Raw genomic sequence first — 25,304 nt, forward strand, 5'->3', positions numbered from 1 at the left:
GTGCGCACGGCGAGCAGGGTCATCCGGCCGGTGGTCACGGTGCCGGTCTTGTCCAGGACGACGGTGTCCACCCGGCGGGTGGTCTCCAGGACCTCGGGGCCCTTGATCAGGACGCCGAGCTGGGCGCCGCGTCCGGTGCCGACCATCAGTGCGGTCGGGGTGGCCAGGCCGAGGGCGCACGGGCAGGCGATGATCAGCACGGCCACGGCCGCGGTGAACGCCTCGGTGGGGCTGTCGGTGACCAGCAGCCAGCCGACCAGCGTGCCGAGCGCGATCAGGATCACCACGGGCACGAAGACGGCGGAGATCCGGTCGGCCAGGCGCTGGGCGGCGGCCTTGCCGTTCTGGGCGTCCTCCACCAGCTTGGCCATCCGGGCGAGCCGGGTGTCCGCGCCGACCCGGGTGGCCTCGACCACCAGCCGGCCGCCGGCGTTCACGGTGGCGCCGGTGACGGCGTCGCCCACCGCGACCTCGACCGGGACGGACTCACCGGTCAGCATCGAGGCGTCCACGGCCGAGGCGCCCTCGACCACCGTGCCGTCGGTGGCGATCTTCTCGCCCGGACGCACCACGAACCGCATGCCGACGGCCAGCCGGTCGACCGGCAGCCGGACCTCGCGGCCGTTCTCCAGCACCGAGACGTCCTTGGCGCCGAGGTCGAGCAGTGCGTGCAGGGCGGCGCCGGCCCGGCGCTTGGAGCGGGCCTCCAGGTAGCGGCCGAGCAGGATCAGCACGGTGACGGCGGCGGCCGTCTCCAGGTACAGCGCGGACGAGGCGTCGGTGGCGCCGATCGAGAGCGAGAACTCGTGCTGCATCCCCGGCATGCCGGCGTGGCCCCAGAACAGGGCCCAGCAGGACCAGCCGAAGGCTGCCAGGGTGCCGAGCGAGACCAGGGTGTCCATGGTCGCGGCGCCGTGCCGGAGGTTGGTCCAGGCGGCGCGGTGGAAGGGCAGCCCGCCGTACACGACGACCGGGCCGGTGAGTGCGAAGGCCAGCCACTGCCAGTTGGTGAACTGCAGGGCGGGGGCCATCGAGAGCAGGACCACCGGGACGCTGAGCACGGCGCTGATCAGCAGCCGGTCCAGCAGCGGGTCGGCCGGGCGCTGTTCCGCGGCGGAGCCGGCCGCGGCGGCCGGCGCACTCGGCGCGGTGGCGGGCGGCGGGGGGAGCTCCGCGGTGTAGCCGGTGTTCTCGACGGTGGCGATCAGGTCGGCGACGTCCACCCCTGGCCCGAAGTCGATCCGGGCCTTCTCGGTGGCGAAGTTGACGGTGGCCTCGACGCCGTCCATCCGGTTGAGCTTCTTCTCGATCCGGGCCGCGCAGGACGCGCAGGTCATGCCGCCGATCGACAGCTCGACGCGGTCCCGGGCACCCGACCGGCCGTCGCCGTCGGCCGCGGCGGCGTCCTGGGCGGTGGTGCCCGGTGTGGAGGTGCTCATGGCGGATCAGCTCCTTGGTGAGGGCGAAGGGCGGAAGGCGGGAGTCCGGGGTGCGGACCCCCGCCGCGCGGCGCGGCCCGGGCTCAGGCGGTCCGGCCGACGAGCTCGTAGCCGGCCTCGTCGACGGCGGCGCGGACGAGTTCCTCGTCGAGCGGGGCGGCGGAAGAGACCGTCACGGTGCCGGCCTTGGCGTCGGCCGCCACCTCGGTGACGCCGGCCAGGGCGGAGAGCTCCTTGGAGACGGAGCTCTCGCAGTGGCCGCAGCTCATGCCGGTCACGGTGTAGGTGATGGTGCTGGACATCGGGGCCTCCGGTCTGTGCCGCCGCGGGCAGACTGGCCCGGGCTCGTCCTCTGATAACACCATACCCCTGCGGGGTATCACCAGCAGGAGGGGGCGGTGTGGTCCGGATCACCGGGCCGGCTGCGCCGCGGCCCGGGCTCCGAGAGCAGAGCGTATGTGCCTGAACACGCGGCGCCCGAATCCGCCGCCGGGGTGGCGGGCGGATTCCCCCCTTGCGCGGGCCGCTTTGGTCGTGCTGTCCGACAGGCCGGGCGTTTCGGTACGGATCGGCCCGGCGGGGGAGGCGGTGGACCGGCCCGCCCCGGGAGCCGGTGCGCGATCGGGCGGACGTGCGCGGGTGGGGGCGTTGAACGTCCGTTATGTTCGATATGTGTTCCTGATCCGCCGATTCCGGTCGCCCGCGCTCCCCACGGCCGCGGGGCTGTCGCCGGAGCGGCGCCGCGGCGCGCTGCTGGCGACCGACCTCCAGGACATCCCGTTCTGGCGCCGGGCCACCCCCGCGCTTCTCGCGATCGTCCTGGTCGCGACGGCTGACCTGCTCTCCGGCAAGGACCGCTACCTCGCGCCGCTGATGACGGTGGTGCCCGCCATCGCCGCACTCACCCTGCGGCCGGTCGAGCTGCTGCTCGTCTGCTCGCTCGGCTTCCTCGCAGTCTTCGGTCTCAGCCACTACGACGAGGTCGACAACGTCGACGACGAGCGCTTCCTCTACGGCGCCCTGGTCAGCTACGTGCTGCTGACGCTCTTCTCCGCCTGGGTCGCCAAGATCCGGATGCGCCGTGCGGAGGCCTTCGCGGCCGTCAGCTCGGTCGCCGAGGCCGCCCAGCGGGCGCTGCTCCGGCTCCCCGGCCCGGAGGTCGGGCCGCTGCGCCTCGCCGTCCGGTACGTCTCCGCCGCCGACGCCTCGCGGATCGGCGGGGACCTCTACTCGGTGCTGGAGACCCCGCACGGCACCCGGGTGGCGGTCGGGGACGTGCGCGGCAAGGGGCTCGGCGCGGTGCAGACCGCCGCCGTGGTGCTCGGCGCGTTCCGCGAGGCCGCCTACGACGAGGCCGGACTGCGCGGGGTGGCCGCCCGGATCGAGGCCAGCGTCGAGCGGCACGCCCCGGACGGGGAGTTCACCACCGCGCTGTTCGCCGAGTTCCGCGCGCCCGGGGTGATGGAGCTGCTCCAGTACGGGCACGTCGCGCCGATCCGGGTCGGCCCGGACGGCGGGGTGCACGTCCTCGACGCGCCCGACCCCTGGGTGCCGCTCGGCCTCGGCCGGCTGGCCACGGGCGAGCCGACCGCCTGGGACCAGCCGTTCGGGCACGAGGACGTGCTGGTGCTCTGCACCGACGGCGTGATCGAGGCCCGGCACCGGGAGAACGGCGAGTTCTACCCGCTGGCGGAGCGGGTCGGCCCGCTGGTCCGGGGCGCGGCCCGCTCCTCGGCGGATCTGGAGGCGGCGGTCGGCCGGGTCTACGCCGACCTGCTGGAACACACCGGCGGGGAGCTGCGGGACGACGCCCTGCTGCTCCTGATCACCCGGACCGACCGGGCCTGACGGCCGCCGGCCCGACGCCGGGCCCGGCGGCGCGCGGTCGTGGCGGCGGGTCAGGGGGCCGCGACGTCGGCCAGGGCGCGGAAGAGCAGAGCGGTGGAGGTCGCGCCCGGATCCTGATGGCCGACGCTGCGCGGGCCCAGGTAGGAGGCGCGGCCCTTGCGGGCCTGGAGCGGCACGGTGTCCCGGGCCCCCTGCTCGGCCGCGTCCGCCGCCGCGGCGGCGGCCTGCGGCAGGTCGGAGCCGGCCGCCACCGCCGCGCGGAAGGCGGCCAGGGCCGGGGTGTAGGCGTCCACGATGGTCTTGTCCCCGGGCTCGGCCTTGCCGAGGTCCCGGACCGCCTGCAGGCCGGCCGCCAGTGCGTCGCCGAGGCCGGCCGGGTCGGCGGGCTCGGGCAGGGCCGCGCCCAGGGCGCGGAAGGCCTTCCCGTACAGCGGGCCGGCGGCGCCGCCGACCTTGGAGATCAGTGTGGTGCCGGTCCTGGTCAGCACCGCGCCGGGGCCGGCCGGGTCGAGCCCGTCCAGCGCGGCCAGCACCGCCGTGAACCCGCGCTGCATGTTGCTGCCGTGGTCGCCGTCGCCGATCGCGGAGTCCAGCTGGGTGAGCCGCTCCTGCTCCTTGCCGACGGCGGCGGCCGCCGCGCGGACCCAGGCCTCCGCGAGGCGGGTGTCGAACTCCATGCCCTCTCCTTCCTGCGTTGTTCCTGCGTTCCTGAGCCGGGGCCCGGCGGCCCGACCGCGCGGTCAGGCCCGCTTGAGCGCGGGGGTGTCCGCCGGGGCGTCCCAGAGCTCCAGCAGCCGGCTGTCGGCCTTGGTCAGGGTCAGCGAGAAGCCCGCCATGTCCAGGCTGGTCACGTAGTTGCCGACCAGGTTCCGGGCCACCGTGATGCCGCGCTCGGACAGCCGCGCCGCCACCTCGCCGAAGACGATGTACAGCTCCAGCAGCGGGGTGCCGCCGAGTCCGTTGACCAGGGCGATCACCTCGTCGCCGGCGGTCAGGTGGTGGTCGGCGAGGACGGTCTCCACCACCTCCGCGGCCAGGTCGCAGGCGGGGCGGAGCTTCTCGCGGCGGCGGCCGGGTTCGCCGTGGATGCCGACGCCGACCTCGATCTCGTCCTCCGGCAGGTCGAAGCCGGGCTTGCCGGCCGCCGGGACGGTCGCGGCGGTCAGCGCGATCGCGAAGGACCGGGAGGCGGCGTTCACCTGCTCGCCCAGGGCGACCACCTCGTCCAGCGGGGCGCCGCGCTCGGCCAGGGCGCCGGCGATCTTCTCCACCAGCACGGTCGCCCCGGTGCCGCGGCGGCCGGCCGTCCAGGTCGAGTCCTCGACGGCGACGTCGTCGTCGACCAGCACCGTGCGGACCTCGATGCCCTCCTCGGCGGCCAGCTCGGCGGCGAGTTCGAAGTTCATCACGTCGCCGGTGTAGTTCTTGACGACGAAGACCACGCCGGCGCCGGAGTCCACGGCCTTGGCGGCGGCCAGCATCTGGTCCGGCACCGGAGAGGTGAACACCTCGCCCGGACAGGCGGCGTCCAGCATGCCCCGGCCGACGAAGCCGCCGTGCAGCGGCTCGTGCCCCGAACCGCCGCCGGAGACGAGGGCGACCTTCGGGGTGCCCGGGCGGACCGCGCGGGTGATCACCCGGTTGGCGACGTCCACCGTCAACTCTGGGTGGGCGGCGGCGACTCCGGCCAGCGCGTCCTCCAGGACGCTCTCCGGGGTGTTGATCAGCTTCTTCAAAGCGCTTCGCTCCCTCGGCAGACGCTGCTGACCCGACGCTACGCCAGACGGGGGGCGGGGGGAGGTGCTGCGACACGCGGGTGACGGGGCGGGACGGATGTGGCGGACGTGGCGGGTGCCGGGCCGCGCCCGGGAGGGCGGGCGGCGGGGACACACCGTCGGGTCACCCTTGCGGAGCAGCCGGTGGGCCGTAGGGTCGGCGGTATGAGCGACTACGTGGGCATCGTCCTGGTCTCGCACAGCCCGCAGTTGGCCGCCGGCCTGCGGCAGCTGCTGGGGGAGCTCGCCCCGGACTCGGTGCGGGTGATGGTGGCGGCCGGGACGGAGGACGGCGGGCTCGGCACGAGCTACGACCTGATCGCCGGTGCGGTCGCGGAGGCGGACGGCGGGGCGGGCGTGGTGGTCGTCCCCGACCTCGGCAGCTCGGTGCTGACCGCCGTCACGGTGCTTGAGGACGTGCCCCGGCCCGGGGTGGTGCTGGTGGACGCGCCGTTCGTGGAGGGCGCGGTCTCGGCCGCGGTCACCGCCGCGACCGGGGCGGGGCTGGCGGAGGTGGTGGCGGCCGCCGAGGAGGCCCGCGGCTTCCGCAAGCTGTAGCGCCCGGCCGCAGGCTCCCCGGCCGACGTGCCCCGCCGCGCCCCGGACAGGCCCTACTTGGCGTCCGCGTAGCAGTCCACCACCGCGGTGGTGAGCGGGAAGCGGACCGGGGTGTCCCCGAAGACCAGCAGCCGGGCCTCGTCGGCCGCGGCGGCGACGGCGGCGGCCACCTCGTCCGCGAGGTTGGCCGGGGTGTGCACCACCACCTCGTCGTGCTGGAAGAAGACCAGGTGCGGGCGGTCGGCGGGGCCGGCCACCGGCAGGGCGGTCAGCCGGCGGCGCAGCGCGGCGAGCAGGGCGAGCGCCCAGTCGGCGGCGCTGGCCTGGATCACGAAGTTGCGGGTGAAGCGCCCCCGGGCGCGGGCCGAGCGCCCGCCGGCGTCGCCGGCCGTCTCCGGGGCCTCGGTGAGGTCGAGCCAGTCGGCCGAGGGCGGCGGGCAGACCCGGCCCAGCCGGGAGGCGACCACGCCGCCGTCCTCACCGGTGCGGGCGGCCGCCTCGACGTAGCCCATGGCGGCCGGGTAGCGGTGGCGCAGGGTGTTCAGCAGCGGGCCGATGTCGCCGCTGGTCTGGCCGTACATGGCGCCGAGCAGGCCGAGCTTGGCCTTGTCGCGGTCCCCGTGGAAGGCGGTGGCGGCCAGCGCCTCGTACAGGTCGCCGCCGGCGGCGGTGCGGGCCAGGCCGGCGTCCTGGGAGAGCGCGGCGAGGACGCGCGGCTCCAGCTGGGCGGCGTCGGCGACGACCAGCAGCCAGCCCGGGTCGGCGACCACGGCGCGGCGCAGGATGCGCGGGATCTGCAGGGCTCCGCCGCCGCGGCTGGCCCAGCGTCCGGACACCACGCCGCCGACCACGTACTCGGGGCGGAACCGGCCGCCGCGGGCCCAGGCGTCCTGCCAGGCCCAGCCGTGCGCGGCGTGGATCCGGGAGAGCTCCTTGTAGCGGACCAGCAGCCGGGCGGCCGGGTGGTCCACCCCCTTCAGCTCCCAGGAGCGGGTGGAGCCGAGCTGGATGCCGCGGTCGGCGAAGGCGCGCAGCACCTGGGTGTGCGAGTCGGGGTTGAACGGGCGCCCGCCGAGGGCCTGCTGGAGCTCGGCGGCGAGGTCGGCGAGGAGCTTGGGCCGGGCGCCGGGGACGCTCGGGCGCGGGCCGAGCAGCTCGGTGAGCAGCCGGTCGTGGATGTCGGCGCGCCAGGGCAGGCCGTCGTACGCCATCTCGGCGGCCACCAGGGCGCCGGCCGACTCGGCGGCGACCAGCAGCCGGAACCGGGCGCGGGCACCGTCGTCCTGGATCGCGGCGAGCCGGCGCTGCTGTTCGGCGTGGACGGCGACCACCGCGGCCAGCGGGTCGGCCCCGGGCGGCAGCTGGAGCCGGTCGGGGGCGAAGAGGGTGTCCTGGCCGTCGTCGGACTCGGCGGAGCCGGGCTCGGGCAGGTCGGGCGGGACGGGCAGGCCGCGGAGCCGGGCCCAGGCGGCGCCGAGCGAGCGCGGCGCGCCGAACCGGCCCTCGTGGGCCAGCAGCAGCGCCTCGACCAGCCGCAGGTCGTGGCAGCGGCCGAGCCGGTCGGGCAGCCGGGGGAGCAGCGGCGCGTAGGCGCTGTCGGCGGCGGCCCAGACCCAGCGGACGGCGCCGTCCCGCTCGGCGGCGGCGACGGCGGCCGCGAGGTCGGGGGCGGTGGCCGGCGGGCCGAGCGGGGTGCCGGCGTCGTCGAGGGGCTGCAGCCGGCCGCCCGGGCCGTGCGGGTCGGGGACGAGGGCGATCCGGGGCGCCACGCGGGCTTCTCCTCTCGGGCGGACGGACGGGGACCTCGACGGTAACCGGTGGGTACGACAGCCGGTCGGCGGCGGGTCCCGCGCGTCGGCCGGGGTCGGGTCCCGCCGCGTCGGCCGGGGTCGGGGGCGGCGGGGGCGCGTGAGAGGGGTACGGCTCGGGCGCGCGGCTCGGGCGCATGGTCCGGGCGGTGCGCCGGGGCCGGTGCGGTGCGCCGTCGAGCCGGCCGGGTGGCGTAGGCAGGGCCGGTGCCAGCGCGTAGGGTCGGCCGAATGACGGAGAACCCCTTCTTCAAGCCCAGCACCCTGGTCTACGAACTGCCGCCCTTCGCCGAGATCCGGGAAGAGCACTACCTGCCCGCCTTCGAGCGCGGAATGGCCGAGCAGCTCGCGGAGATCGGTGAGATCACCGCCAACCCGGAGCCGCCGACCTTCGAGAACACGCTGATCGCGCTGGAGCGCTCCGGGGCCCTGCTGCGCCGGGTCCGGGTGGTCTTCGAGAACCAGAGCTCCGCGGACACCACGCCCGGGGTGGACCGGGTGGACGCCGAGATCAGCCCGCTGCTGGCGGCGCACCGGGACGCGATCCACCTGGACGCGGCCCTGTTCGCCCGGGTCGAGGAGCTGTACGCACGCCGCGCCGAGCTGGGGCTGGACCCGGAGTCGCTGCGGCTGCTGGAGCGGCGGCACACTGCCTTCGTCCGGGCCGGCGCCCGGCTGGACGCCGACCGGCAGCAGCGGCTGCGCGGGCTGAACGCCGAACTGGCCACCGCCTCGGCGGTGTTCCGGCAGAACGTGGCGGCCGACTCGAAGGCCCGGGCGCTGGTGGTGGACTCCGCCGAGGAGCTGGCCGGCCTCTCGCCGGACGAGATCGCCGCCGCGGCCGAGAACGGCCGGGCGCTCGGGCACGACGGCAAGTACGTGCTCAGCCTGAAGAACTTCTCCAACCAGAGCGAGCTGGCCTCCCTCACCGACCGCTCGGTGCGCGAGCGCCTGCTGGCGGCCTCGCTGGGCCGTGCCGTCGCGACCAACGGGCCGCTGGCGATCCGGATGTCCGCGCTGCGCGCCGAGCGGGCCCGGCTGCTCGGGTACGACACGCACGCCGCCTACGTGGTGGCGGACGAGACCGCGGGCACCGTCGACGCGGTGGACGCCCTGCTGGCCCGGCTGGTGCCGCCGGCGGTGGCCAACGCCCGCCGGGAGGCCGCCGAACTGGCCAAGCTGGCCGCGGCCGACGGGATCGACGAGATCGCCGCGCACGACTGGGCCTACTACTCGGAGCAGGTCCGGCAGTCCTCCTACCAGGTGGACGCCGGGGCGCTGCGCCCGTACTTCGAGCTGGAGCGGGTGCTGCGGGACGGCGTCTTCTTCGCCGCCAACCTCGCGTACGGCGTGACCTTCACCGAGCGCCCCGACCTCGTCGCCTACCACCCGGACGTGCGGGTTTTCGAGGTGTTCGAGGAGGACGGCGGCTCGCTGGGCCTGTTCCTCGGGGACTTCCACGCCCGGGCGTCCAAGCGCGGCGGGGCCTGGATGGACGAACTGGTCACCCAGTCGGGGCTGCTGGGGCGGCGGCCGGTGGTGTACAACAACCTGAACGTCGCCCGGCCGGCGCCCGGTGAGCCGGTGCTGCTCTCCTGGGACGAGGTGCGCACGCTGTTCCACGAGTTCGGGCACGCGCTGCACGGGCTCTTCTCGGACGTGCGCTACCCGTACTTCGCCGGCACCGACGTGCCGCGGGACTTCGTCGAGTTCCCCTCGCAGGTGAACGAGATGTGGATGGTCCGGCCGGAGGTGCTGGCCAACTACGCCCGGCACCACGTGACGGGCGAGCCGCTGCCGGCCGAGCTGGTCGAGCGGATGGCGGCGGCCGAGGGCTTCGGGCAGGGCTTCCGGACCGTCGAGTACCTGGCGGCGGCGCTGCTGGACTGGGCCTGGCACAGCGTGCCGGAGGGCCAGGAGATCACGGACGCCGAGGAGTTCGAGGCGGCGGCGCTGGCGAAGGCGGGGCTGGCGGTGGCGGCCATCCCGCCGCGCTACCGGACGGCGTACTTCTCGCACATCTTCTCGGGCGGCTACAGCGCGGGCTACTACGCGTACATCTGGTCCGAGGTGCTGGACGCCGAGACGGTGGACTGGTTCGAGCGGAACGGCCGCAGCGTGCGGGAGAGCGCCGAGGTGTTCCGCCGCGAGCTGCTGTCGCGCGGGGACAGCCGGGACGCGCTGGACTCCTTCCGCGCGGTGGTCGGGCGCGACCCGCAGCCCGGTCCGCTGCTGGCCCGCCGCGGCCTGGCGTAGGCGCTGTCCTGGGTGCTTCGGGGGCGGCCCGCCGGTTTCGCGGCGGGCCGCCCCCGGGCTCGTCGGGGCTCAGCAGGGCTCGGCGGGCCTCAGCGGGGCGTGAGGGTGACCGTGACCGGGGTGCCCGGGCGGGCGTGCGGGAGGCGGATCCGGGCGGTGCCGGCGCGGTCGCCGGCCGGCTGGTCGATCTCGACCCGGGCGCCGGCCGGTACCACGGCGACCCGCACGCCGGTGGGGAACGCCGAGGCGGGCAGGGCGAGTTCGGTGCTGTGGCCGGTGCCGTCGGCGCGGTAGCGCACGGTGTGGCCGCCCGCGGTGGCGGTGGTGGCCGGGTCCGAACCGGCGACCGCCACCGGGTAGGGGCCGAAGGCGGGCTCGTTCCCGGGGGCGGGCCGGCCGGCCGGGTCGAGCGCGCAGTAGCCGCCGTTGCCGCGGCACCAGTACCACATGGTCCAGCCGGCGGCGAAGCCGTCCATGGCCGCGACCTGGCGGCGGACCAGCTGGGTGTTGCCGGGCCTGCGGGAGTCGGGCGGGCCCCACTCGCCGACCAGGACCGGCAGCCGGTGTTCGGCCGGGTACGCGGTGATCGCGGCGGTGTAGTTCTCGACGAAGCCGCCGGCAGGGTCCCAGTCGGCGCCGGATTCGACGGCGGTGTCGTAGAAGTGCGGCGCGTAGCCGATCCGGGCCGGGCCGGGGCGCGGGTCGGCGAAGCCGGGCAGCCGGGTGGGCACGCCCTGGCCGACCAGGACGGTGGGCTCGACGAACAGCCAGGCGCGGGTGTCGACCCGGCGCACGGCCAGGATCAGCCGGCGGTACATGTCGGCGAGCCGGCCCTGTTCGAGGGCGGCCGCGGAGGCGGCGAGGACGGCCGGGTCGGTCGGGTCGCCGTCCACCGGGCCGAACGGCTCGTTGAACAGGTCGTAGCCCAACAGCGATCGGTGGCCGCGCAGTTCGCGGGCGAGCCGGGTGTAGAAGTCGGCCTGCCAGGTGCGCAGGTCGGAGTCGTCGTAGAGGTGGCGGAAGGCGGCCTGGACGGCGGGCTGGAAGTAGCCGGCGAACCAGTCGTCCGGGTCCGGGGTGAACGGCAGGTCGTCGTCGCGGGTGGCCCAGACCGGGATGCCGCGGTCGCCGCCGCCGAACTTCGGCCCGTAGACGTCCTGGTGGAAGTCGACCAGGGCCAGCACGCCGTACCGGTCGGCCCAGCCGAGGACACGGTGCAGCCGGCGCAGCTCGGCCTCGTCGAGGCGGCCGCGCTGCGGCTCCAGCCTGGTCCAGGAGACGGCGACCCGGATCAGGGTGAAGCCCCGGTCGGCGAGGCCCTTGACGTCCTGCTCGGTGGCCTCGGCGTACTTGTCGAGATTGAAGCCGCGCAGTTGGATCCGGCGGCCGGCGGAGTCGGTGAGGCTGGTACGGCCGTCGGCGGCGGTGGCCGTACCGGTCGGGAAGGCGGCTTCACGGGGTGCCGGCCGGGCCTCGGCCGGGCCGGCGGTGAGCGGGGCCACGGCGGCGGTGGCGGCGAGCAGGAGGGCAACGGCGGTGCGGCGTAAGCGCATCGGGACCTCGGGGGGATCGCTCGGGCTGGGGGTGGGGCCCGATGATGCCCGGCTCGCCGTGTACTGCACAAGAGTCGTGTACCGCACAAGAGTCTTGTGGCGTACGGGAGTCTTGCAGCGCACGGGAGCCGGAGAGTTCGGAGAAGTCCCGGCCACCTGCCCGGGCCCCGCCGGCCCGGCCCGCGCCCGGGGCGGCTCAGGCCGGCGGGGCCTCCGCGGCCGGGGCCGGCAGGACGGCGGTGGGCAGGTCGGCGGCGGCCGCGAGCCGGCCCCAGAGCAGGTCGGCGAGCGCCTGCACCATCCGGGTCCGCGAGCAGGGCTTGGTCTCCAGCCACCAGTCCCCGGCCGCCAGGACCATGCCGGTGATGCCCCGCCCCCAGGCCTCGGCGAGGAGTTCGCGGTCGGCGCCGAGGTCGATCTGGCTGTCGACGGCCCGGGTGATCTCCTCGGCGATCTGCCGCAGCGCCGGGGCGAGCGCGTGCCCGGCGCCGCTCGGGTCGCCGGGCTCGGGGTGGGTGAGCAGCCGGTACACCTGCGGGCGGGCTTCGATGCCGGACAGGTAGGTGTCCAGCACGTGCTCGACCCGGTCGCGCCGCTCCAGCGGCTCGTTGAGCGCGGCCCGGACGGCGGCCAGCAGGCCGCTGGTGTGGCGTTCGGTCAGGGCCCGGATCAGCCCGTTCCGGTCGCCGAAGTGGCGGTACAGGATCGGCTTGGTGATGCCGGCCTCGGCGGCGATGGCGTTCATGCTGGCACTCGGGCCGTCCCGCTGGATCACCCGGTCGGCGGCGTTGAGCAGCTGCTCCCGGCGCGGTTCGTCGGCGGGCGGCATGGGGGCTCCTGACGGGTCTGGCCGGCCGGGGCGCGGCTGCGGGGGCGTGCTCCGGCGCGGTCCGGGCGGCGTTGTGCGGGGCGTTGACATTCCTACCTATGAGTAGCAGACTCCGGCCATGTTACCGCCGGTAACACCTGACCGACACCGCTTCAGCGCCCACCCGCCCGGCCGGAGTCCGGGGCGGTGGCCGCCGCTCCCACCGGAGGCATCATGAGCACGTTCTCGCTGGACCCGGGCGCGGACCAGCTCGCCGTACGCGACTGGCTGCACGGCTTCGCCGCCGACGTGATGCGCCCGGCCGCCGCCGAGTGGGACGAGCGGGAGGAGACCCCGTGGCCGGTCATCCAGGAGGCGGCCAAGCTCGGCATCTACTCCCTGGACTTCTACGCCCAGCAGTACTTCGACCCCTCCGGCGTCGGCATCCCGATCGCCATGGAGGAGCTGTTCTGGGGCGACGCCGGCATCGGCCTGTCCATCGTCGGCACCACGCTCGCGGCGGTCGCCGTCCTCGCCAACGGCACCGAGGAGCAGATCGGCACCTGGGCCCCGCAGATGTTCGGCACGCCGGAGGACGTCAAGGTGGCCGCCTTCTGCTCCTCCGAGCCCGACGCCGGCTCGGACGTCTCGGCGCTGCGCACCCGGGCGGTCTACGACGAGGCCAAGGACGAGTGGGTCCTCAACGGCACCAAGACCTGGGCCACCAACGGCGGGATCGCCGCCGTGCACGTGGTGGTGGCCGCCGTCGACCCGGCGCTCGGGGCGCGCGGCCAGGCCTCCTTCGTGGTGCCGCCGGGCACGCCCGGGCTGAGCCAGGGCCAGAAGTTCAAGAAGCACGGCATCCGCGCCTCGCACACCGCCGAGGTCGTCCTGGACGGCGTCCGCCTGCCCGGCCACTGCCTGCTCGGCGGCAAGGAGAAGCTGGACGAGCGGCTGGCCCGGGCCCGCGAGGGCGCGAAGCGCACGGCCGGCAAGGGCAACGCCGCGATGGCCACCTTCGAGGCCTCCCGGCCGGCGGTCGGGGCCCAGGCGATCGGCATCGCGCGGGCCGCGTACGAGGTGGCGCTGGACTACGCCAGGACCCGGGTGCAGTTCGGCCGCCCGATCATCGACAACCAGGGCGTGGCCTTCCAGCTGGCCGACATGAAGACCCGGATCGACGCCGCCCGGCTGCTGGTCTGGCGCGCGTCCTGGATGGCGGCCAACAACCAGCCGTTCACCGCGGCCGAGGGCTCGATGTCCAAGCTGTACGCGGGCGAGACGGCCAAGTGGGTCACCGCGCAGGCGATGCAGATCCTCGGCGGCAACGGCTTCACCCGTGAGTACCCCGTGGAGCGGATGCACCGGGACAGTGCGATCTACTCGATCTTCGAGGGCACCAGCGAGATCCAGCGCCTGGTCATCGCCCGTGCCATCTCCGGTATGCCGATCCGCTGACCACCCCGGGCCGGGCCTTCGACGGCCCGGTTCCCGACACCCGGTTCCCGGCGGCTCGGCTCGCGGCGGCCCGGTTCCCGGCTCCGGCCGGGAGCCGGGCCGGCGCTGTTCGCGGTCCGTGCGCGGGCGCTCAGAAGCGCGGCGGGCGGCCGTCGAGGAAGGCGGCGAGGCCCTCGTGGGTGTCGGAGGCCTCGCGGGAGCGGCGCTCCCAGGGCCGCAGGGCCTCGGCCGCCTGCTCCGCGGGGACGGCCAGGGCCGCCTTGACCGCGCCGATGGTCTGCGGCGAGCGCAGGGTCAGCAGGCGGGCGAACTCCAGGGCGCCGGCGTCGAGTTCGGCATCCGGCAGGGCACGCTCGGCGAGGCCGAGCACCACGTTCTCCCGGCCGGTCACCAACTCGCCGGAGAACAGCAGCAGTTTGGCCCGGGCCGGACCGACCAGCCGGGCCAGCCGCAGGGTCGGCACCGCCGGATAGACCACGCCGAGCTTGGCCGGGGTGATGCCCATCCGGGCGTTCTCGGCGACGAACCGCAGGTCGCAGGCGACGGCCAGCTGGCAGCCGCCGCCGACGCAGGCCCCGTGCACCACCGCGATCGTCGGGTGCGGGAAGGCCGCGAGCGCCTCCTCGGCGGCGACGTTGGTGGCGTGGTAGGCGTCGGCGCGGTCCGGGTCGCCGTAGACCTCGGACAGCTCGGTGATGTCCGCGCCGGCGCTGAAGGTGGCGCCGGCGCCGGTGACCAGCAGGGCGCGCACGCCCGGCTGCTCGGCCAACTGCTGCAGCACCTTCGGCAGCGCCTGCCAGATCGCCAGGGTGATCGCGTTGCGCCGGTGCGGCCGGGCGAACTCCAGCACCGCGACGCCGTCCCCGCCGGTCCAGGCGTTGAGGCCGTCGACGTGCGTGGGCAACGGGGAGCGGTCCCGCGTGAGCAGCGGCTGGTCGTCCATACGCACCTCCGGTGATCGTGGTGCGCCCACTCTCTCAGGAACGCCCGGCGGCACTCTTCGGCGGTCGGGGTGCCGCCCGGCCGGGCGCCCGGCTGCCGGCCGTGAAGAACGGCCGGGCGGTCAGGCGGTCGGCTGCGCCGGTGCGGAGTCGGGCCACACGCCGTAGTCGCCGAGCCCGTGCTCGACCATGTCGTAGGCGCGCCGGGCGTTCTCGACCGCCTCCGGCAGGACGTCCGCGGCCCGTTCGCCGGCCAGCATCCGGTCCTGGTTGTGGGTGGTCAGCGCCACGCGGACACCGAGCAGTTGGGTGGCGGCGACCTTGGCGCGGATCCGGTCGCCGGCCGGGTCCTGCAGCAGCAGCTCCGCGGTCAGCAGCCGGTTCGCCTCGTGGCTGACGCTGGTGATCGCCCGGAGTGCCAGGGTGGGCGTCCGGTGGATCAGCCGGACCACGGAGAGCGTGAACGGGTCGTCGTTGAGGCCGGTGGCCGGGTCGAACTCGGCCAGGGCGGCGAGGAACTGGGCGCGCAGTGCGGCCACCACCGACGTGTCGGGCGCCCGTTCGCGCGCCACCCGGGCGGCCTCGTCGGTGTGGTGCTCCATCGGGGCCATGACCAGGTCTTCCTTGGTCGGGAAGTAGTTGAAGACGGTCATCTTCGAGACCTCGGAGGCGGCGGCGATCTCGGCCACCGAGACCTCGTCGAAGCCCCGCTCCGTGAACAGCCCGATGGCGCTGCGGTAGATCCGGACGGCGGTCTGCCGCTTCTTGCGCTCGCGCAGGCCCAGCCCGTCGTCGGGGTCGATGGGGGTCGCGGTGCGCTTCGCCATGGCAGCACTGTACCAGGATCAAAGATGTATTGGGTCGAAAGATTGGCTCAACAAAAGAATTGACCGAGTCAAAAATGCCTGCCATGGTGGTGGCGTGCCGCCGAGCCGCCCGGGCCGGTGCGGCCCGCTCCTGCTCGAACCGCCGAACTCCACTGCCCCAGGGGGACTTCCATGGCCGCGTCCGCGCCGACAGCAGCTCTGATGACCGAGCCTCAGCGCAAACTGGGCATGCTGCTCTGTCTGATCACGATCATCCTGGCCGTGCTCGACATGAACATCGTGTCGGCGGCCACCGTGCCGATCGTGCGGGACCTCGACCCGGTTCACGGCGTCGACCGGCTGCCCTGGCTGGTCAGTTCGTTCGCGCTGGCCGCCACCGCGCTGCTGCCGCTCTACGGCAAGCTCTGCGACCTCTACGGCGCCAAGCGCGTGCTGCTCGGGGCGGTCGGCACCTTCCTGCTCGGCTCGGCGCTCTGCGGCGCGGCGCAGTCGATGGAGCAGCTGATCGCCTTCCGGGCCGTCCAGGGGATCGGCGGCGGCGGGCTGATGAGCGTGACCATGGTGGTGATGGCCCAGCTCAAGGACCCGGCGGGGGAGAAGGGCGGCGGAGGCGGCATGGGCGGCATCGTCGGCGGCGCCGGCATGGCCGTCGGCCCGCTGATCGGCGCCCTGCTCGCCGACCACCTCGACTGGCGCTGGATCTTCTACGTCAACCTGCCGCTCGGCCTGCTCGTCCTGGTCGGCTCGGCGCTCGTCCTCAAGCTCCCGAAGTCGGACGGCCGCCGCGGCCTGGACTTCGCGGGGGCGGCGCTGGCGGCCGCGTTCGCCACCGGACTGCTGCTGGTCACCGAGTGGGGCGGCAAGAACTACGCCTGGACCTCCCCGCAGATCCTCGCGCTGGCCGCGGCGACCCTCGCCGCACTCGGCCTCTTCGTCCGGCGCCAGGCCACCGCCGCCGAACCGGTACTGCCGCTCTCGCTGTTCCGCGTGCCCGAGATCCGGATCGGCTTCGCGGTGCAGGGGCTGGTCGGGATCGGCCTGATGGGCGCGATCATGTACGTGATGCTGTACCTCCAGGTGGCCCGAGGGGTCGCCGCGACCTCGGCCAGCCTCTACCTGATCCCGATGGCGGTCGGCATGACCGGCGTCGGCCTGGTGATCGGCCGGCTCACCGAGCGGGGCTGGTCGGTCCGCACCGTGCTGGCCTCCGGGGCGGCCTGCGCCTCCGTGGCCCTGCTGCTGCTCGGGCTGAGCGGTCCGGAGACCTCGCTCTGGCTGGTGCGGGCGGAGCTGGTGCTGCTCGGCTGCGGGCTCGGCCAGCTGATCGGACAGCTCGTCGGCGTCGTCCAGGACGCCGCGCCGAAGCACCAGCTGGGCGTGGCCACGACCGGCATCCGGTTCTTCCAGACGCTCGGCGGCGCGCTCGGCGCGGCGCTCTTCGGCACGCTGCTGGCGCGGGTCTTCGCGGACGGCGAGCCGGGGATGCCGCTCGGCGCGGTGGGCCGGACGGCCGGCGCGGCCCGGGTGCACGCGGTGCAGAGCTTCGTCGACGCGGTGGACGTGGTCTTCTTCACGGCGTCCGGTGTGATGGCGCTGGCGCTGCTGCTGGCGCTGCGGCTGCGGCCGCGCCCGGTCGCGGAGGCGGCGGGGGATCCGGCCGACGAGCGGCCGGTGCTCGCCGCCTGAGCGGGGGAGCGGGGGAGCGGGGGCGGGGCCCGGTGGACGGTCGTCCACCGGGCCCTTCGTCGTTCCGGTCGGCCGGGCACCGCGGGCGGAGACGCCGTGCCGCGGGGGCTACGGGTGCGCGGGTGTTGCGGGTGTTGCGGTGTCAGGCGGCGGTCGGCTGCCACTCGTGGGCCAGGATCGACCAGATCTGCGCGTCGTGGAAGACGCCGTTGTTCAGGTAGGACTCCCGCAGGGTGCCGTCCAGCGTCATGCCCATCCGCCGGGCGAGCGCCTGGCTGCGGACGTTGTCCGGGCTGGTGTGCCACTCCAGGCGGTGCAGGCCGCGGACGGTGAAGGCGTACTCGATCAGGTGGCGGACGGCGGCGCCGACCAGGCCGTGGCCCTCGCCGGCGGGCTCCGTCCAGACGCCGATCTCGGCGATGGCGGTGGCGGTGCTGAAGCTCACGAACATCGTGCCGCCGACGAGCGTGCCGTCCAGCCAGATGCCGAAGAGCCGGCCGGCGTCGGCGGCCTGGCGGTCGGCGTAGCCCTGCAGCGTGGCACGGGCCGAGTCCAGGTCGGTGGAGCGGCCGGCCCAGCCGATCCACGGGTCCATGTGGGCGCGGGCCCGCTCGATGTGGGCGAAGAACTCGGGGGCCTGCCAGGGCTCCAGCGGACGCAGCTCGGCATTGTCGGCCAGGGGGACGGTGAACATGGGTGGGCCTTTCGAAGGAGCGCGGGTCGGTGGTCGCGGGTCGGTGGTCGCCGCATCCATAACAAACGTTTGGTATGTACGATAACCCGCATGACGCCTGCCCGTGGAGACCATGCCGCCCGACGCCTGGAGGTCTCCGAGGCGGTGTGGCGGGTGCTCTCGTCGCGCGGCTTCGGCGGGCTGACGCTGCGCGCGGTCGCCGCCGAAATGGGCGCCTCCACCGGCCTGTTGACGCACTACTTCCCCAACAAGCGGGCGCTGGTGGCGTACGCGCTGGACGAGCTCGACCGGCGCTCGCTCGACCGCCCGCGCCGCAATGCCCCGGCCGACGGCACGCCGCTGCCGCCCGAGGGGCTGCCCCGACTGCGGGCCGCGCTGCTCGACATCCTCCCGCTGGACGACGCGGCCACGGCCGGCAACCGGATCTGGGTCGGCTCCTGGGACGCCTCGCTGGCCGATCCCGACCTGGCCGCCGCCCATGCCGTCCGGTACGCGCGGGCCCGGGAGATGCTGGCGGAGCACGCGGCGGCCGCCCAGCGGCTCGGCGAGCTGCCGGGCCGGCCCGCGCCGGGCGAACTCGCGGCCGGGGCGCAGGCCTTCGTCCTGGGGCTGGTGGTGCAGGCGCTGCTCGCCCCGTCCGCGTACCCGCCCGAGCGGCAGACGGAGCTGCTGGACGCCTACCTGGCCGGTCTGGCCGCGACCCCGGCGGACCGCGGCACCTCCTGATCGGCACCTGCCGGCCGCCGGCCGACCGGGCGCCAGCCCGGGGACTATGCCACCGGAATTTGCCCTCGGTGTAGTCGCACGGTCACGCACCGCAAATCACCGCCGATTATCGCTCGGGGTGTTCGCGCATTCACCGTGGGTTCGCGTCGGATTCCGGGCGCGTTGTCGGCCGGGAACGGCCGGGAACTCGGCCGCGGATGCGGCCGCGCGGAGGGGGACGCCCGCTCCGGGCGGGTCGGCCCCGCCGATGTGTGCCCCCAGCAGGATTCGAACCTGCGACCTACCGCTTAGAAGGCGGGTGCTCTATCCGCTGAGCTATGGGGGCGGGACGGACGGCGCCCTGATGGGCGTGACCGTTGCCGGGATCGGGTGACGGACGCGTGCCGCGCCCGCTGTCCGGCCCCGTACCTGAGGGTGGGGTTGGGGGTTGGCGGGCCCTCGCCCTGTCGGGGACAGGATAAGGGTGCCCAGTTCCTCGGCCGGCTGTAACGGCACCGTCGCGGGTGTGTCGGCCTCGGTGGAGCGGTCCGATAATCGCAGGTGAAGACCGTGCGTGCAGCGGTCTGGCGGTCTTCGGGGCCGGACGTTGTGCAGTCGTTACGGGGCTGCCGCCTCACCCGTTATGGATTCGGCACGGAGAAAGCGTCGGCCTCGGAGCGGGTGGGGGGCCGTATTCGGGTTCGTTCGGTCGGATGACGTGCGGGGACGTCCGACGGACCCACCCTTGGGGGTGCCGGGACGGGGCGGGAAGCGGGTCGATTGTTGTCATGGCCAGCGCAGATCGGGCATGGAGGGAGTGCCGGAAGGCTGAAATTCACCCCTGGGAGTGACAGCGGTTTTCCACATGCCCGAGTTGTCCACAGGATTTTGGATCCCCCCTTGCAAGGATTTCCCGGGAAGCGCACTCTCAACCCGCGCCGGTCGATTCCGTACGGTGCATTGGAGAGAACGGAGCGTGTTCCGTGAACGGGGCCGGAGTGACGGTGATCGGTAAATCTCGCGACCGAAGCGACCGGGGCGACCGAAGTGGCCCGCCCCCGGGCAATCGGAGGCGCGCCGACGGCGAACTCCGGCCGCCGTCGGCGGGGTGCCGCTGTGATCGGGGGCGGACCCGGCCGCAACCGGAAGCAGGGGTGCCGCCGCGACCGGCGGCGGGAGGGTCGGGCAGGTGGCGAAACCCCGTGGGTGGCGGTGCCCGTGGGCGGGAGCCGGCCTGACCCGGGGTCGAGCTCAACTGTCGACAAATATGTTGATCGAGACGGCAGTTGTCTCTGCTTGTGCAATCATCCACGGGTTAAGCGAAAGATCCACACTTTCTGGACGATCGTCAGCTTGTGTGGATACTGGGATGGTTGATAACGATCCAGATACGGAATCGTCCTGATTTCGCATGGGGGTTTGCGGACCGGCGGGGCTCAATAGGATTCGTCTGGTTCACACACGTGCAGCGGCGCCACAGGGGGCGCGGCAATGCAAGGCGGGTCGCCCCTCGGTGCGGCCCGGCCCGGAGGGATCCCAGATGTTCCAGATGCAGGGGCGGAGTCTTCCGCGCATATCCACTGTCATGCTCACGACCGGCATTGCGCTGGGCGGAAGCCTGTTCGCGACGGGTGCGGCGGTTGCGGCCGACCACCCCGGCGCGGGTGTGACGGCAGTGATCCAGCCGACGCTGCTGAGCGAGGAGATCGCCATCGAGGGCAGCCACCCCATCCAGGGCGGCCTGTTCACCCTCAAGACGCCCAACGGCGAGATCAAGACGTACTGCATCGACATCGACCACCCGGTCGACATCACCAGCGGTGTCGAGTACCAGGAGTCCGACTGGAAGTCGAGCTCGCTGGGCGGCAAGGACAAGGCCGAGGCCGCCGCCAAGATCCGCTGGATCCTGGAGAACTCCTACCCGCAGGTCAAGGCCGAGGACCTCCCGAAGCTGGCCAAGGCCGCCGGGGTCCAGGGCGAGCTGACCAAGGAGGACGCCGCCGCGGGCACCCAGGCCGCGATCTGGAAGTTCTCCGACGGCAAGAACGCCATCCCGACCGACCCGCAGGCCAAGCAGCTGCGCGACTACCTCGTCAGCGACGCCAACAAGGGCATCGCCGCCGAGCCCAAGCCCTCGCTGAGCCTCACCCCGGACTCGGTGTCGGGCAAGCCGGGCAACAAGCTCGGTCCGTTCACCATCAACTCCAGCGCCAACGAGGTGAAGCTCGCGCTCTCCGGTGACGCCGCGGACAAGGTGAAGCTGGTCGACAAGGACGGCAAGCCGGTCACCGGCCTGACCGGCCCGGTCGCCAAGGACACCCAGCTCTTCCTGGACGTGCCGGCCGGCACCCCGGACGGCGCCGCCACCGTGACGGCCTCGGCCGAGACCGTCGTGCCCAGCGGCCGCGTCTTCCTGAGCAAGGGGTACACCCCCGCGAAGCACAGCCAGACCATGATCCTGGCCGGCTCCACCAAGCTCAGCGTCACCGACGCCGCCAAGGCCGCCTGGAAGCAGGGCAAGGGCGCGCTGCTGGACAGCATCTCCCAGGTCGAGTGCGACAACAACGGCGTCCGCGTCTCCGTCGCCAACGGTGGTGACGAGGCGGCCAGCGTCACGGTGAAGCCGGGCAAGACGCTCACCGTCCAGCCGGGCAAGGTCGAGAACGTTCTCGTCCCGGTCGCCGAGGACACCGCCTACGACATCACCGTCACCGGCCCGAACGGCTTCACCAAGGAGTTCAAGGGCATCCTGGACTGCAAGGTGACCAGCGGCACCACGCCGACCGGCACCCCGTCGCCGACCAAGAGCACCTCGGCCAGCCCGGCGCCCACCGGCACCCCGAGCGGCACCCCGTCGGCCTCCGCCACCACCACCGCCGCCCACCCGGCGCCGACCACCACCACCCCGGCCGGCACCACCGGCCTGGCCCAGACCGGTGGTAACGACGCCACCCCGATCATCGCCGCCGTCGCCGGTGGCCTGGTCGTGGCCGGCGGTGCCGCGGTCTTCGTCCTGCGCCGTCGCGGCCGCCACAGCGGCACCGCCGCCTGAGCACGGTCCGGACCGCACCTGAGGTCCTGAACCACGGGGTCTGAGACCCCTGGCTCGCGAGCACCGACTCGGCCCGGCCCCCCGCAGCAAATGCGGGGGAGCCGGGCCGAGTCGCGTCCGGAGCCGGGCCGAGTCGCGTCCGGAGCCGGGCCGAGTCGCGTCCGGAGCCGGGCCGAGTCGCGTCCGGAGCCGGGCCGGGCCGGGGCGGAGGCGGAGGCGGCGCAGAACGTCCGCCGCGGGGAGCGCGGGGGCGCCGGCCGGATACCCCGGTGGGGCAGGGCGGGCGGTCGGGGCTCCGAGCCGGGTGCGGCACAATGGAACGCTGCAAGCCGAATACTCCCGACGACGCCGGAGCGATCTCACGTGGCGGAATACATCTACACGATGCGCAAGGTGCGCAAGGCGCACGGAGACAAGGTCATCCTTGACGACGTGACGCTCAGCTTCCTCCCGGGAGCGAAGATCGGTGTCGTCGGCCCCAACGGCGCCGGCAAGTCCACCGTGCTGAAGATGATGGCCGGCCTGGAGCAGCCCTCCAACGGCGACGCCTTCCTCTCGCCCGGCTTCACCGTCGGCATGCTGCTCCAGGAGCCGCCGCTCGACGAGACCAAGACCGTCCTGGAGAACGTCGAGGACGGCGTCAAGGAGATCAAGGGGAAGCTCAACCGCTTCAACGAGATCGCCGAGCTGATGGCCACCGACTACTCGGACGAGCTGCTCGACGAGATGGGCAAGCTCCAGGAGGACCTGGACCACGCCAACGCCTGGGACCTCGACGCCCAGCTGGAGCAGGCCATGGACGCGCTGGGCTGCCCGCCCGGCGACTGGGCCGTCACCAAGCTCTCCGGTGGTGAGAAGCGCCGCGTCGCGCTCTGCAAGCTGCTGCTGGAGGCCCCCGACCTGCTGCTGCTCGACGAGCCCACCAACCACCTGGACGCCGAGTCGGTGAACTGGCTGGAGCAGCACCTGGCCAAGTACGCGGGCACCGTCGTCGCCGTCACCCACGACCGGTACTTCCTGGACAACGTGGCCGGCTGGATCCTGGAGCTCGACCGCGGCCGCGCGATCGGCTACGAGGGCAACTACTCCACCTACCTGGAGAGCAAGCAGTCCCGGCTCAAGGTCGAGGGCCAGAAGGACGCGAAGCGCGCCAAGCGCCTCAAGGAAGAGCTGGAGTGGGTCCGCTCCAACGCCAAGGGCCGCCAGGCCAAGTCCAAGGCCCGTCTCGCCCGTTACGAGGAGATGGCGGCCGAGGCCGACAAGATGCGGAAGCTGGACTTCGAGGAGATCCAGATCCCGCCGGGCCCGCGTCTGGGCAGCGTCGTCATCGAGGTCGAGAACCTCAACAAGGCCTTCGGCGAGAAGGTCCTGATCGACGACCTCAGCTTCACCCTGCCGCGCAACGGCATCGTCGGCATCATCGGCCCGAACGGCGCCGGCAAGACCACCCTGTTCAAGATGCTCCAGGACCTGGAGACCCCGGACAGCGGCACGGTCAAGGTCGGCGAGACGGTCAAGATCAGCTACGTCGATCAGACCCGCTCCAACATCGACCCGAAGAAGACCCTCTGGGAGGTCGTCTCCGACGGTCTGGACTGGATCAACGTCGGCCAGGTCGAGATGCCGTCCCGCGCCTACGTGTCGGCCTTCGGCTTCAAGGGCCCGGACCAGCAGAAGCCGGCCGGCGTGCTCTCCGGTGGTGAGCGCAACCGCCTGAACCTGGCGCTCACCCTCAAGCAGGGCGGCAACCTGCTGCTCCTCGACGAGCCGACCAACGACCTCGACGTCGAGACCCTGTCCTCGCTGGAGAACGCGCTGCTGGAGTTCCCCGGCTGCGCCGTGGTCATCTCCCACGACCGCTGGTTCCTGGACCGAGTGGCCACCCACATCCTCGCCTACGAGGGCGAGAGCAAGTGGTTCTGGTTCGAGGGCAACTTCGAGTCGTACGAGAAGAACAAGATCGAGCGGCTGGGCGCCGACGCCGCCCGTCCGCACCGGGCCACCTACAAGAAGCTGACCCGAGGCTGACACCCAGCTGTCACGACGGCCCGGCAGACCGCCCTCCGGGGCGGCCTGCCGGGCCGCGGCCCGCCGGCCACCACCGGTCGGCGGGAACCGGACGTCGAGGAGAACCCGTGGCCCGCCACATCTACGCCTGCCCGCTGCGCTGGTCCGACATGGACGCCTTCGGGCACGTCAACAACGTGGTCTTCCTGCGCTACCTGGAGGAGGCCCGGATCGACTTCATGTTCACCCAGGCCGCCGAGGCCGGCGCCGGGGAGTTCGCGGGCGGCTCGGTGGTGGCGCGCCACGAGATCGACTACAAGCGGCCGCTGGTGCACCGGCCCGAGCCGGTCACCATCGAGACCTGGGTGACCAAGATCGGCGTCGCCTCGCTGACCGTCGCGTACGAGATCAAGGACACCGCCGAGGACGGCACCGAGACGGTCTACGTCCGGGCGTCCACCGTGGTCGTCCCCTACGACCTGGCCGAGGGCCGGCCGCGCCGGATCAGCGCCGTGGAGCGGGACTTCCTCTCCCGCTACGCGGACGACGCCGACGGTGCCGCCGACGCGCCCAGGCCGGCCGGGGCGCGCGCCGTCGCGGCCGTCTGACCACCGGGCGCCGCACCGCCGCCGGGCACCGCAACCGCCGCCGGGCGCCGCACCGCGACCCCGGACCACCACCACCGACCCACGGATTCGAGCTGAACGCGTTGACCGGTACCGCCCCCCTCGCCCTCGCCGACGCCGGGGAGGCCGCAGACCTCGCGGCGTTCCTGGTCCGCCTGCTGCGGTTCGACCGGGCGGCGGCGGTGCGCCTGCAGGCGGTGCCGGCGGCGGGCGGCTCGGACGCGGGCGTGCTGGCGGTCTTCGGCCGGCTGCCGCTGGGCGGGTCCGGCGCGCTGGCGATCCGCACCGCGCGGCTGGCCGGGAGCGTCGGGCCGGCCGACCGGACGGTCTCCGCGGGCCAGCTGCTGGACGGCCTGGACGGCGAGGCCAACACCGTCGCCCTGCCCGCCGCCGTCACCGGACCGGCCTGGGCCGGCCTGCTGCCGCCGCGCGCCGGCTGGCGGCCGGTCGGGGAACCGCCGGTGGCCGAGGTCTACCCCGAACTGATGGCGGGGGTGCGGGAGTTCCGCGAGCGCAGCGAAGCCGTTCCGGAGCACCACCGCAGCCGCGCGGTGCTGGACGCGCTCGCCGACGAGATCTGGTCGCGGCCGGTGACGGCGCTGCCCGAACTGCCGCTGCGCGCCGCGCACGCGGCCTATGTGATCGGCTTCCTGAAGCCGGACGCCCCGCTGACCGTGCACCGGGCGGGCGGCTGGCTGCGGCTGAGCGCCCCGGCCGGGTCGGTGGCGGTCCGTACGGCTGCCGCACCCGGCGCGGGCCTGGGGCTCAGCCCCGCCCGGTAGGCCCTGTCCCGCCGCGGGCCTGTCCTGTGGATCAGCCCTCGGTGTTGACCATCGAGGCGGCGGCGTACGTCAGGTAGTCCCAGAGCTGCCGCTCGGCCTCGGCCGGCAGCGCCAGCTCGTCCACCGCCGTCCGCATGTGCCGCAGCCAGGCGTCGTGCGCCGCGCGGTCCACCCGGAACGGCACGTGGCGCATCCGCAGCCGCGGGTGCCCGCGCTCCTCGCTGTACGTGCGGGGGCCGCCCCAGTACTGCATCAGGAACAGCGCCAGGCGCTCCTCGGCCGGGCCCAGGTCCTCCTCCGGGTACATCGGCCGCAGCAACTCGTCCTCGGCGACGCCCTGGTAGAACCGGTGCACCAGCCGCCGGAAGGTCGGCTCGCCGCCGACCTGGTCGAAGAAGGTCTCCTCGCTGAGCGTGCCACGCCGGATCTCGTTCACCCGACCATGGTCGCAGACGGCGGCGGGGCCGTACACCGGGACCCG

Annotated in this window: 21 protein-coding genes and 1 tRNA gene; 10 read left to right on the forward strand and 12 right to left on the reverse strand. The window is 74.0% G+C overall.

The genetic code is table 11. The features are described 5' to 3' along the window. Together ACIPSC_RS18590 and ACIPSC_RS18595 are read right to left on the reverse strand one after the other, a co-directional pair. Nucleotides 1-1,439: heavy metal translocating P-type ATPase (locus tag ACIPSC_RS18590; RefSeq protein WP_400826851.1), on the reverse strand; the 1,439-nt coding region annotated here is incomplete at its 3' end. A gap of 83 nt (nucleotides 1,440-1,522) precedes the next feature. Further along, the gene (locus tag ACIPSC_RS18595) at nucleotides 1,523-1,741 is read right to left on the reverse strand and encodes a heavy-metal-associated domain-containing protein (protein ID WP_400826852.1); all 219 of its coding nucleotides are present in this window, start codon (nucleotides 1,739-1,741) and stop codon (nucleotides 1,523-1,525) included. Nucleotides 1,742-2,111: 370 nt separating this feature from the next. On the opposite strand from ACIPSC_RS18595, the gene ACIPSC_RS18600 reads away from it, so the two are divergent. Next, nucleotides 2,112-3,287 carry a PP2C family protein-serine/threonine phosphatase gene (locus ACIPSC_RS18600; RefSeq protein ID WP_400826854.1) on the forward strand — a complete coding sequence of 392 codons (1,176 nt, stop codon included), beginning with the start codon at nucleotides 2,112-2,114 and terminating at the stop codon, nucleotides 3,285-3,287. Between the two features lie 50 nt (nucleotides 3,288-3,337). Here ACIPSC_RS18600 and dhaL read toward each other — a convergent pair whose 3' ends face one another. Then, nucleotides 3,338-3,964, reverse strand: coding sequence for a dihydroxyacetone kinase subunit DhaL (dhaL, locus tag ACIPSC_RS18605; RefSeq protein ID WP_400826855.1), 627 nt, complete (start codon nucleotides 3,962-3,964; stop codon nucleotides 3,338-3,340). A 63-nt stretch (nucleotides 3,965-4,027) separates the two neighbouring features. Beyond that, a complete protein-coding gene (gene dhaK, locus ACIPSC_RS18610; RefSeq protein ID WP_400826857.1) occupies nucleotides 4,028-5,023 on the reverse strand; it encodes a dihydroxyacetone kinase subunit DhaK in 996 nt (331 codons plus the stop codon). A 204-nt stretch (nucleotides 5,024-5,227) separates the two neighbouring features. On the opposite strand from dhaK, the gene dhaM reads away from it, so the two are divergent. After that, entirely contained in the window at nucleotides 5,228-5,620 is a 393-nt protein-coding gene (gene dhaM / locus ACIPSC_RS18615; RefSeq protein WP_400826858.1) for a dihydroxyacetone kinase phosphoryl donor subunit DhaM, read from the forward strand. Nucleotides 5,621-5,673: 53 nt separating this feature from the next. Here dhaM and ACIPSC_RS18620 read toward each other — a convergent pair whose 3' ends face one another. Continuing rightward, entirely contained in the window at nucleotides 5,674-7,389 is a 1,716-nt protein-coding gene (locus tag ACIPSC_RS18620; RefSeq protein WP_400826859.1) for a bifunctional 3'-5' exonuclease/DNA polymerase, read from the reverse strand. A gap of 270 nt (nucleotides 7,390-7,659) precedes the next feature. On the opposite strand from ACIPSC_RS18620, the gene ACIPSC_RS18625 reads away from it, so the two are divergent. Then, on the forward strand, nucleotides 7,660-9,684 hold the full coding sequence (locus ACIPSC_RS18625) for a M3 family metallopeptidase (RefSeq protein WP_400826860.1): 2,025 nt from the start codon (nucleotides 7,660-7,662) through the stop codon (nucleotides 9,682-9,684). A gap of 89 nt (nucleotides 9,685-9,773) precedes the next feature. Here ACIPSC_RS18625 and ACIPSC_RS18630 read toward each other — a convergent pair whose 3' ends face one another. Together ACIPSC_RS18630 and ACIPSC_RS18635 are read right to left on the reverse strand one after the other, a co-directional pair. Then, nucleotides 9,774-11,237: a cellulase family glycosylhydrolase gene (locus tag ACIPSC_RS18630; RefSeq protein WP_400826861.1), complete on the reverse strand. Its 1,464-nt coding sequence runs from the start codon at nucleotides 11,235-11,237 to the stop codon at nucleotides 9,774-9,776. 196 nt (nucleotides 11,238-11,433) lie between these two features. Then, on the reverse strand, nucleotides 11,434-12,066 hold the full coding sequence (locus ACIPSC_RS18635; protein WP_400826863.1) for a TetR family transcriptional regulator: 633 nt from the start codon (nucleotides 12,064-12,066) through the stop codon (nucleotides 11,434-11,436). A gap of 213 nt (nucleotides 12,067-12,279) precedes the next feature. Here ACIPSC_RS18635 and ACIPSC_RS18640 point away from each other — a divergent pair, with 213 nt between their 5' ends. Beyond that, nucleotides 12,280-13,503: an acyl-CoA dehydrogenase family protein gene (locus tag ACIPSC_RS18640; protein ID WP_400826864.1), complete on the forward strand. Its 1,224-nt coding sequence runs from the start codon at nucleotides 12,280-12,282 to the stop codon at nucleotides 13,501-13,503. A gap of 130 nt (nucleotides 13,504-13,633) precedes the next feature. Here the strand turns inward: ACIPSC_RS18640 and ACIPSC_RS18645 are convergent, their stop codons facing one another. Together ACIPSC_RS18645 and ACIPSC_RS18650 are read right to left on the reverse strand one after the other, a co-directional pair. Next, complete coding sequence (locus ACIPSC_RS18645; protein WP_400826866.1) at nucleotides 13,634-14,446, reverse strand: enoyl-CoA hydratase/isomerase family protein; 813 nt, start codon at nucleotides 14,444-14,446, stop codon at nucleotides 13,634-13,636. 120 nt (nucleotides 14,447-14,566) lie between these two features. Next, the gene (locus tag ACIPSC_RS18650; protein ID WP_400826867.1) at nucleotides 14,567-15,271 is read right to left on the reverse strand and encodes a TetR/AcrR family transcriptional regulator; all 705 of its coding nucleotides are present in this window, start codon (nucleotides 15,269-15,271) and stop codon (nucleotides 14,567-14,569) included. Between the two features lie 201 nt (nucleotides 15,272-15,472). Here ACIPSC_RS18650 and ACIPSC_RS18655 point away from each other — a divergent pair, with 201 nt between their 5' ends. Further along, on the forward strand, nucleotides 15,473-16,957 hold the full coding sequence (locus tag ACIPSC_RS18655) for an MFS transporter (RefSeq protein ID WP_400826868.1): 1,485 nt from the start codon (nucleotides 15,473-15,475) through the stop codon (nucleotides 16,955-16,957). Nucleotides 16,958-17,099: 142 nt separating this feature from the next. Here the strand turns inward: ACIPSC_RS18655 and ACIPSC_RS18660 are convergent, their stop codons facing one another. Beyond that, the gene (locus ACIPSC_RS18660) at nucleotides 17,100-17,651 is read right to left on the reverse strand and encodes a GNAT family N-acetyltransferase (protein WP_400826870.1); all 552 of its coding nucleotides are present in this window, start codon (nucleotides 17,649-17,651) and stop codon (nucleotides 17,100-17,102) included. A 90-nt stretch (nucleotides 17,652-17,741) separates the two neighbouring features. Between ACIPSC_RS18660 and ACIPSC_RS18665 the strand changes: the two genes are divergently transcribed. Then, a complete protein-coding gene (locus ACIPSC_RS18665) occupies nucleotides 17,742-18,377 on the forward strand; it encodes a TetR/AcrR family transcriptional regulator (protein WP_400826872.1) in 636 nt (211 codons plus the stop codon). 252 nt (nucleotides 18,378-18,629) lie between these two features. Here ACIPSC_RS18665 and ACIPSC_RS18670 read toward each other — a convergent pair. Further along, nucleotides 18,630-18,702: transfer RNA gene (locus tag ACIPSC_RS18670), tRNA-Arg, on the reverse strand. Between the two features lie 1,239 nt (nucleotides 18,703-19,941). On the opposite strand from ACIPSC_RS18670, the gene ACIPSC_RS18675 reads away from it, so the two are divergent. From ACIPSC_RS18675 to ACIPSC_RS18690, 4 genes are all read left to right on the forward strand, one after another. Continuing rightward, nucleotides 19,942-21,408, forward strand: coding sequence for a Cys-Gln thioester bond-forming surface protein (locus ACIPSC_RS18675; protein WP_400826873.1), 1,467 nt, complete (start codon nucleotides 19,942-19,944; stop codon nucleotides 21,406-21,408). Between the two features lie 363 nt (nucleotides 21,409-21,771). Beyond that, a complete protein-coding gene (ettA, locus tag ACIPSC_RS18680) occupies nucleotides 21,772-23,436 on the forward strand; it encodes an energy-dependent translational throttle protein EttA (RefSeq protein ID WP_400826875.1) in 1,665 nt (554 codons plus the stop codon). Nucleotides 23,437-23,543: 107 nt separating this feature from the next. Further along, on the forward strand, nucleotides 23,544-24,023 hold the full coding sequence (locus ACIPSC_RS18685) for an acyl-CoA thioesterase (protein ID WP_400826876.1): 480 nt from the start codon (nucleotides 23,544-23,546) through the stop codon (nucleotides 24,021-24,023). A 101-nt stretch (nucleotides 24,024-24,124) separates the two neighbouring features. Further along, nucleotides 24,125-24,823: a hypothetical protein gene (locus tag ACIPSC_RS18690; protein ID WP_400826877.1), complete on the forward strand. Its 699-nt coding sequence runs from the start codon at nucleotides 24,125-24,127 to the stop codon at nucleotides 24,821-24,823. Nucleotides 24,824-24,854: 31 nt separating this feature from the next. On the opposite strand, the gene ACIPSC_RS18695 is transcribed toward ACIPSC_RS18690, so the two are convergent. Further along, nucleotides 24,855-25,259, reverse strand: coding sequence for a globin (locus ACIPSC_RS18695; protein WP_238863881.1), 405 nt, complete (start codon nucleotides 25,257-25,259; stop codon nucleotides 24,855-24,857). Nucleotides 25,260-25,304 lie beyond the last annotated feature (45 nt).

The sequence above is a fragment of the Kitasatospora sp. NPDC090091 genome (genome assembly GCF_044747365.1).
Taxonomy (GTDB): Bacteria; Actinomycetota; Actinomycetes; order Streptomycetales; family Streptomycetaceae; genus Kitasatospora.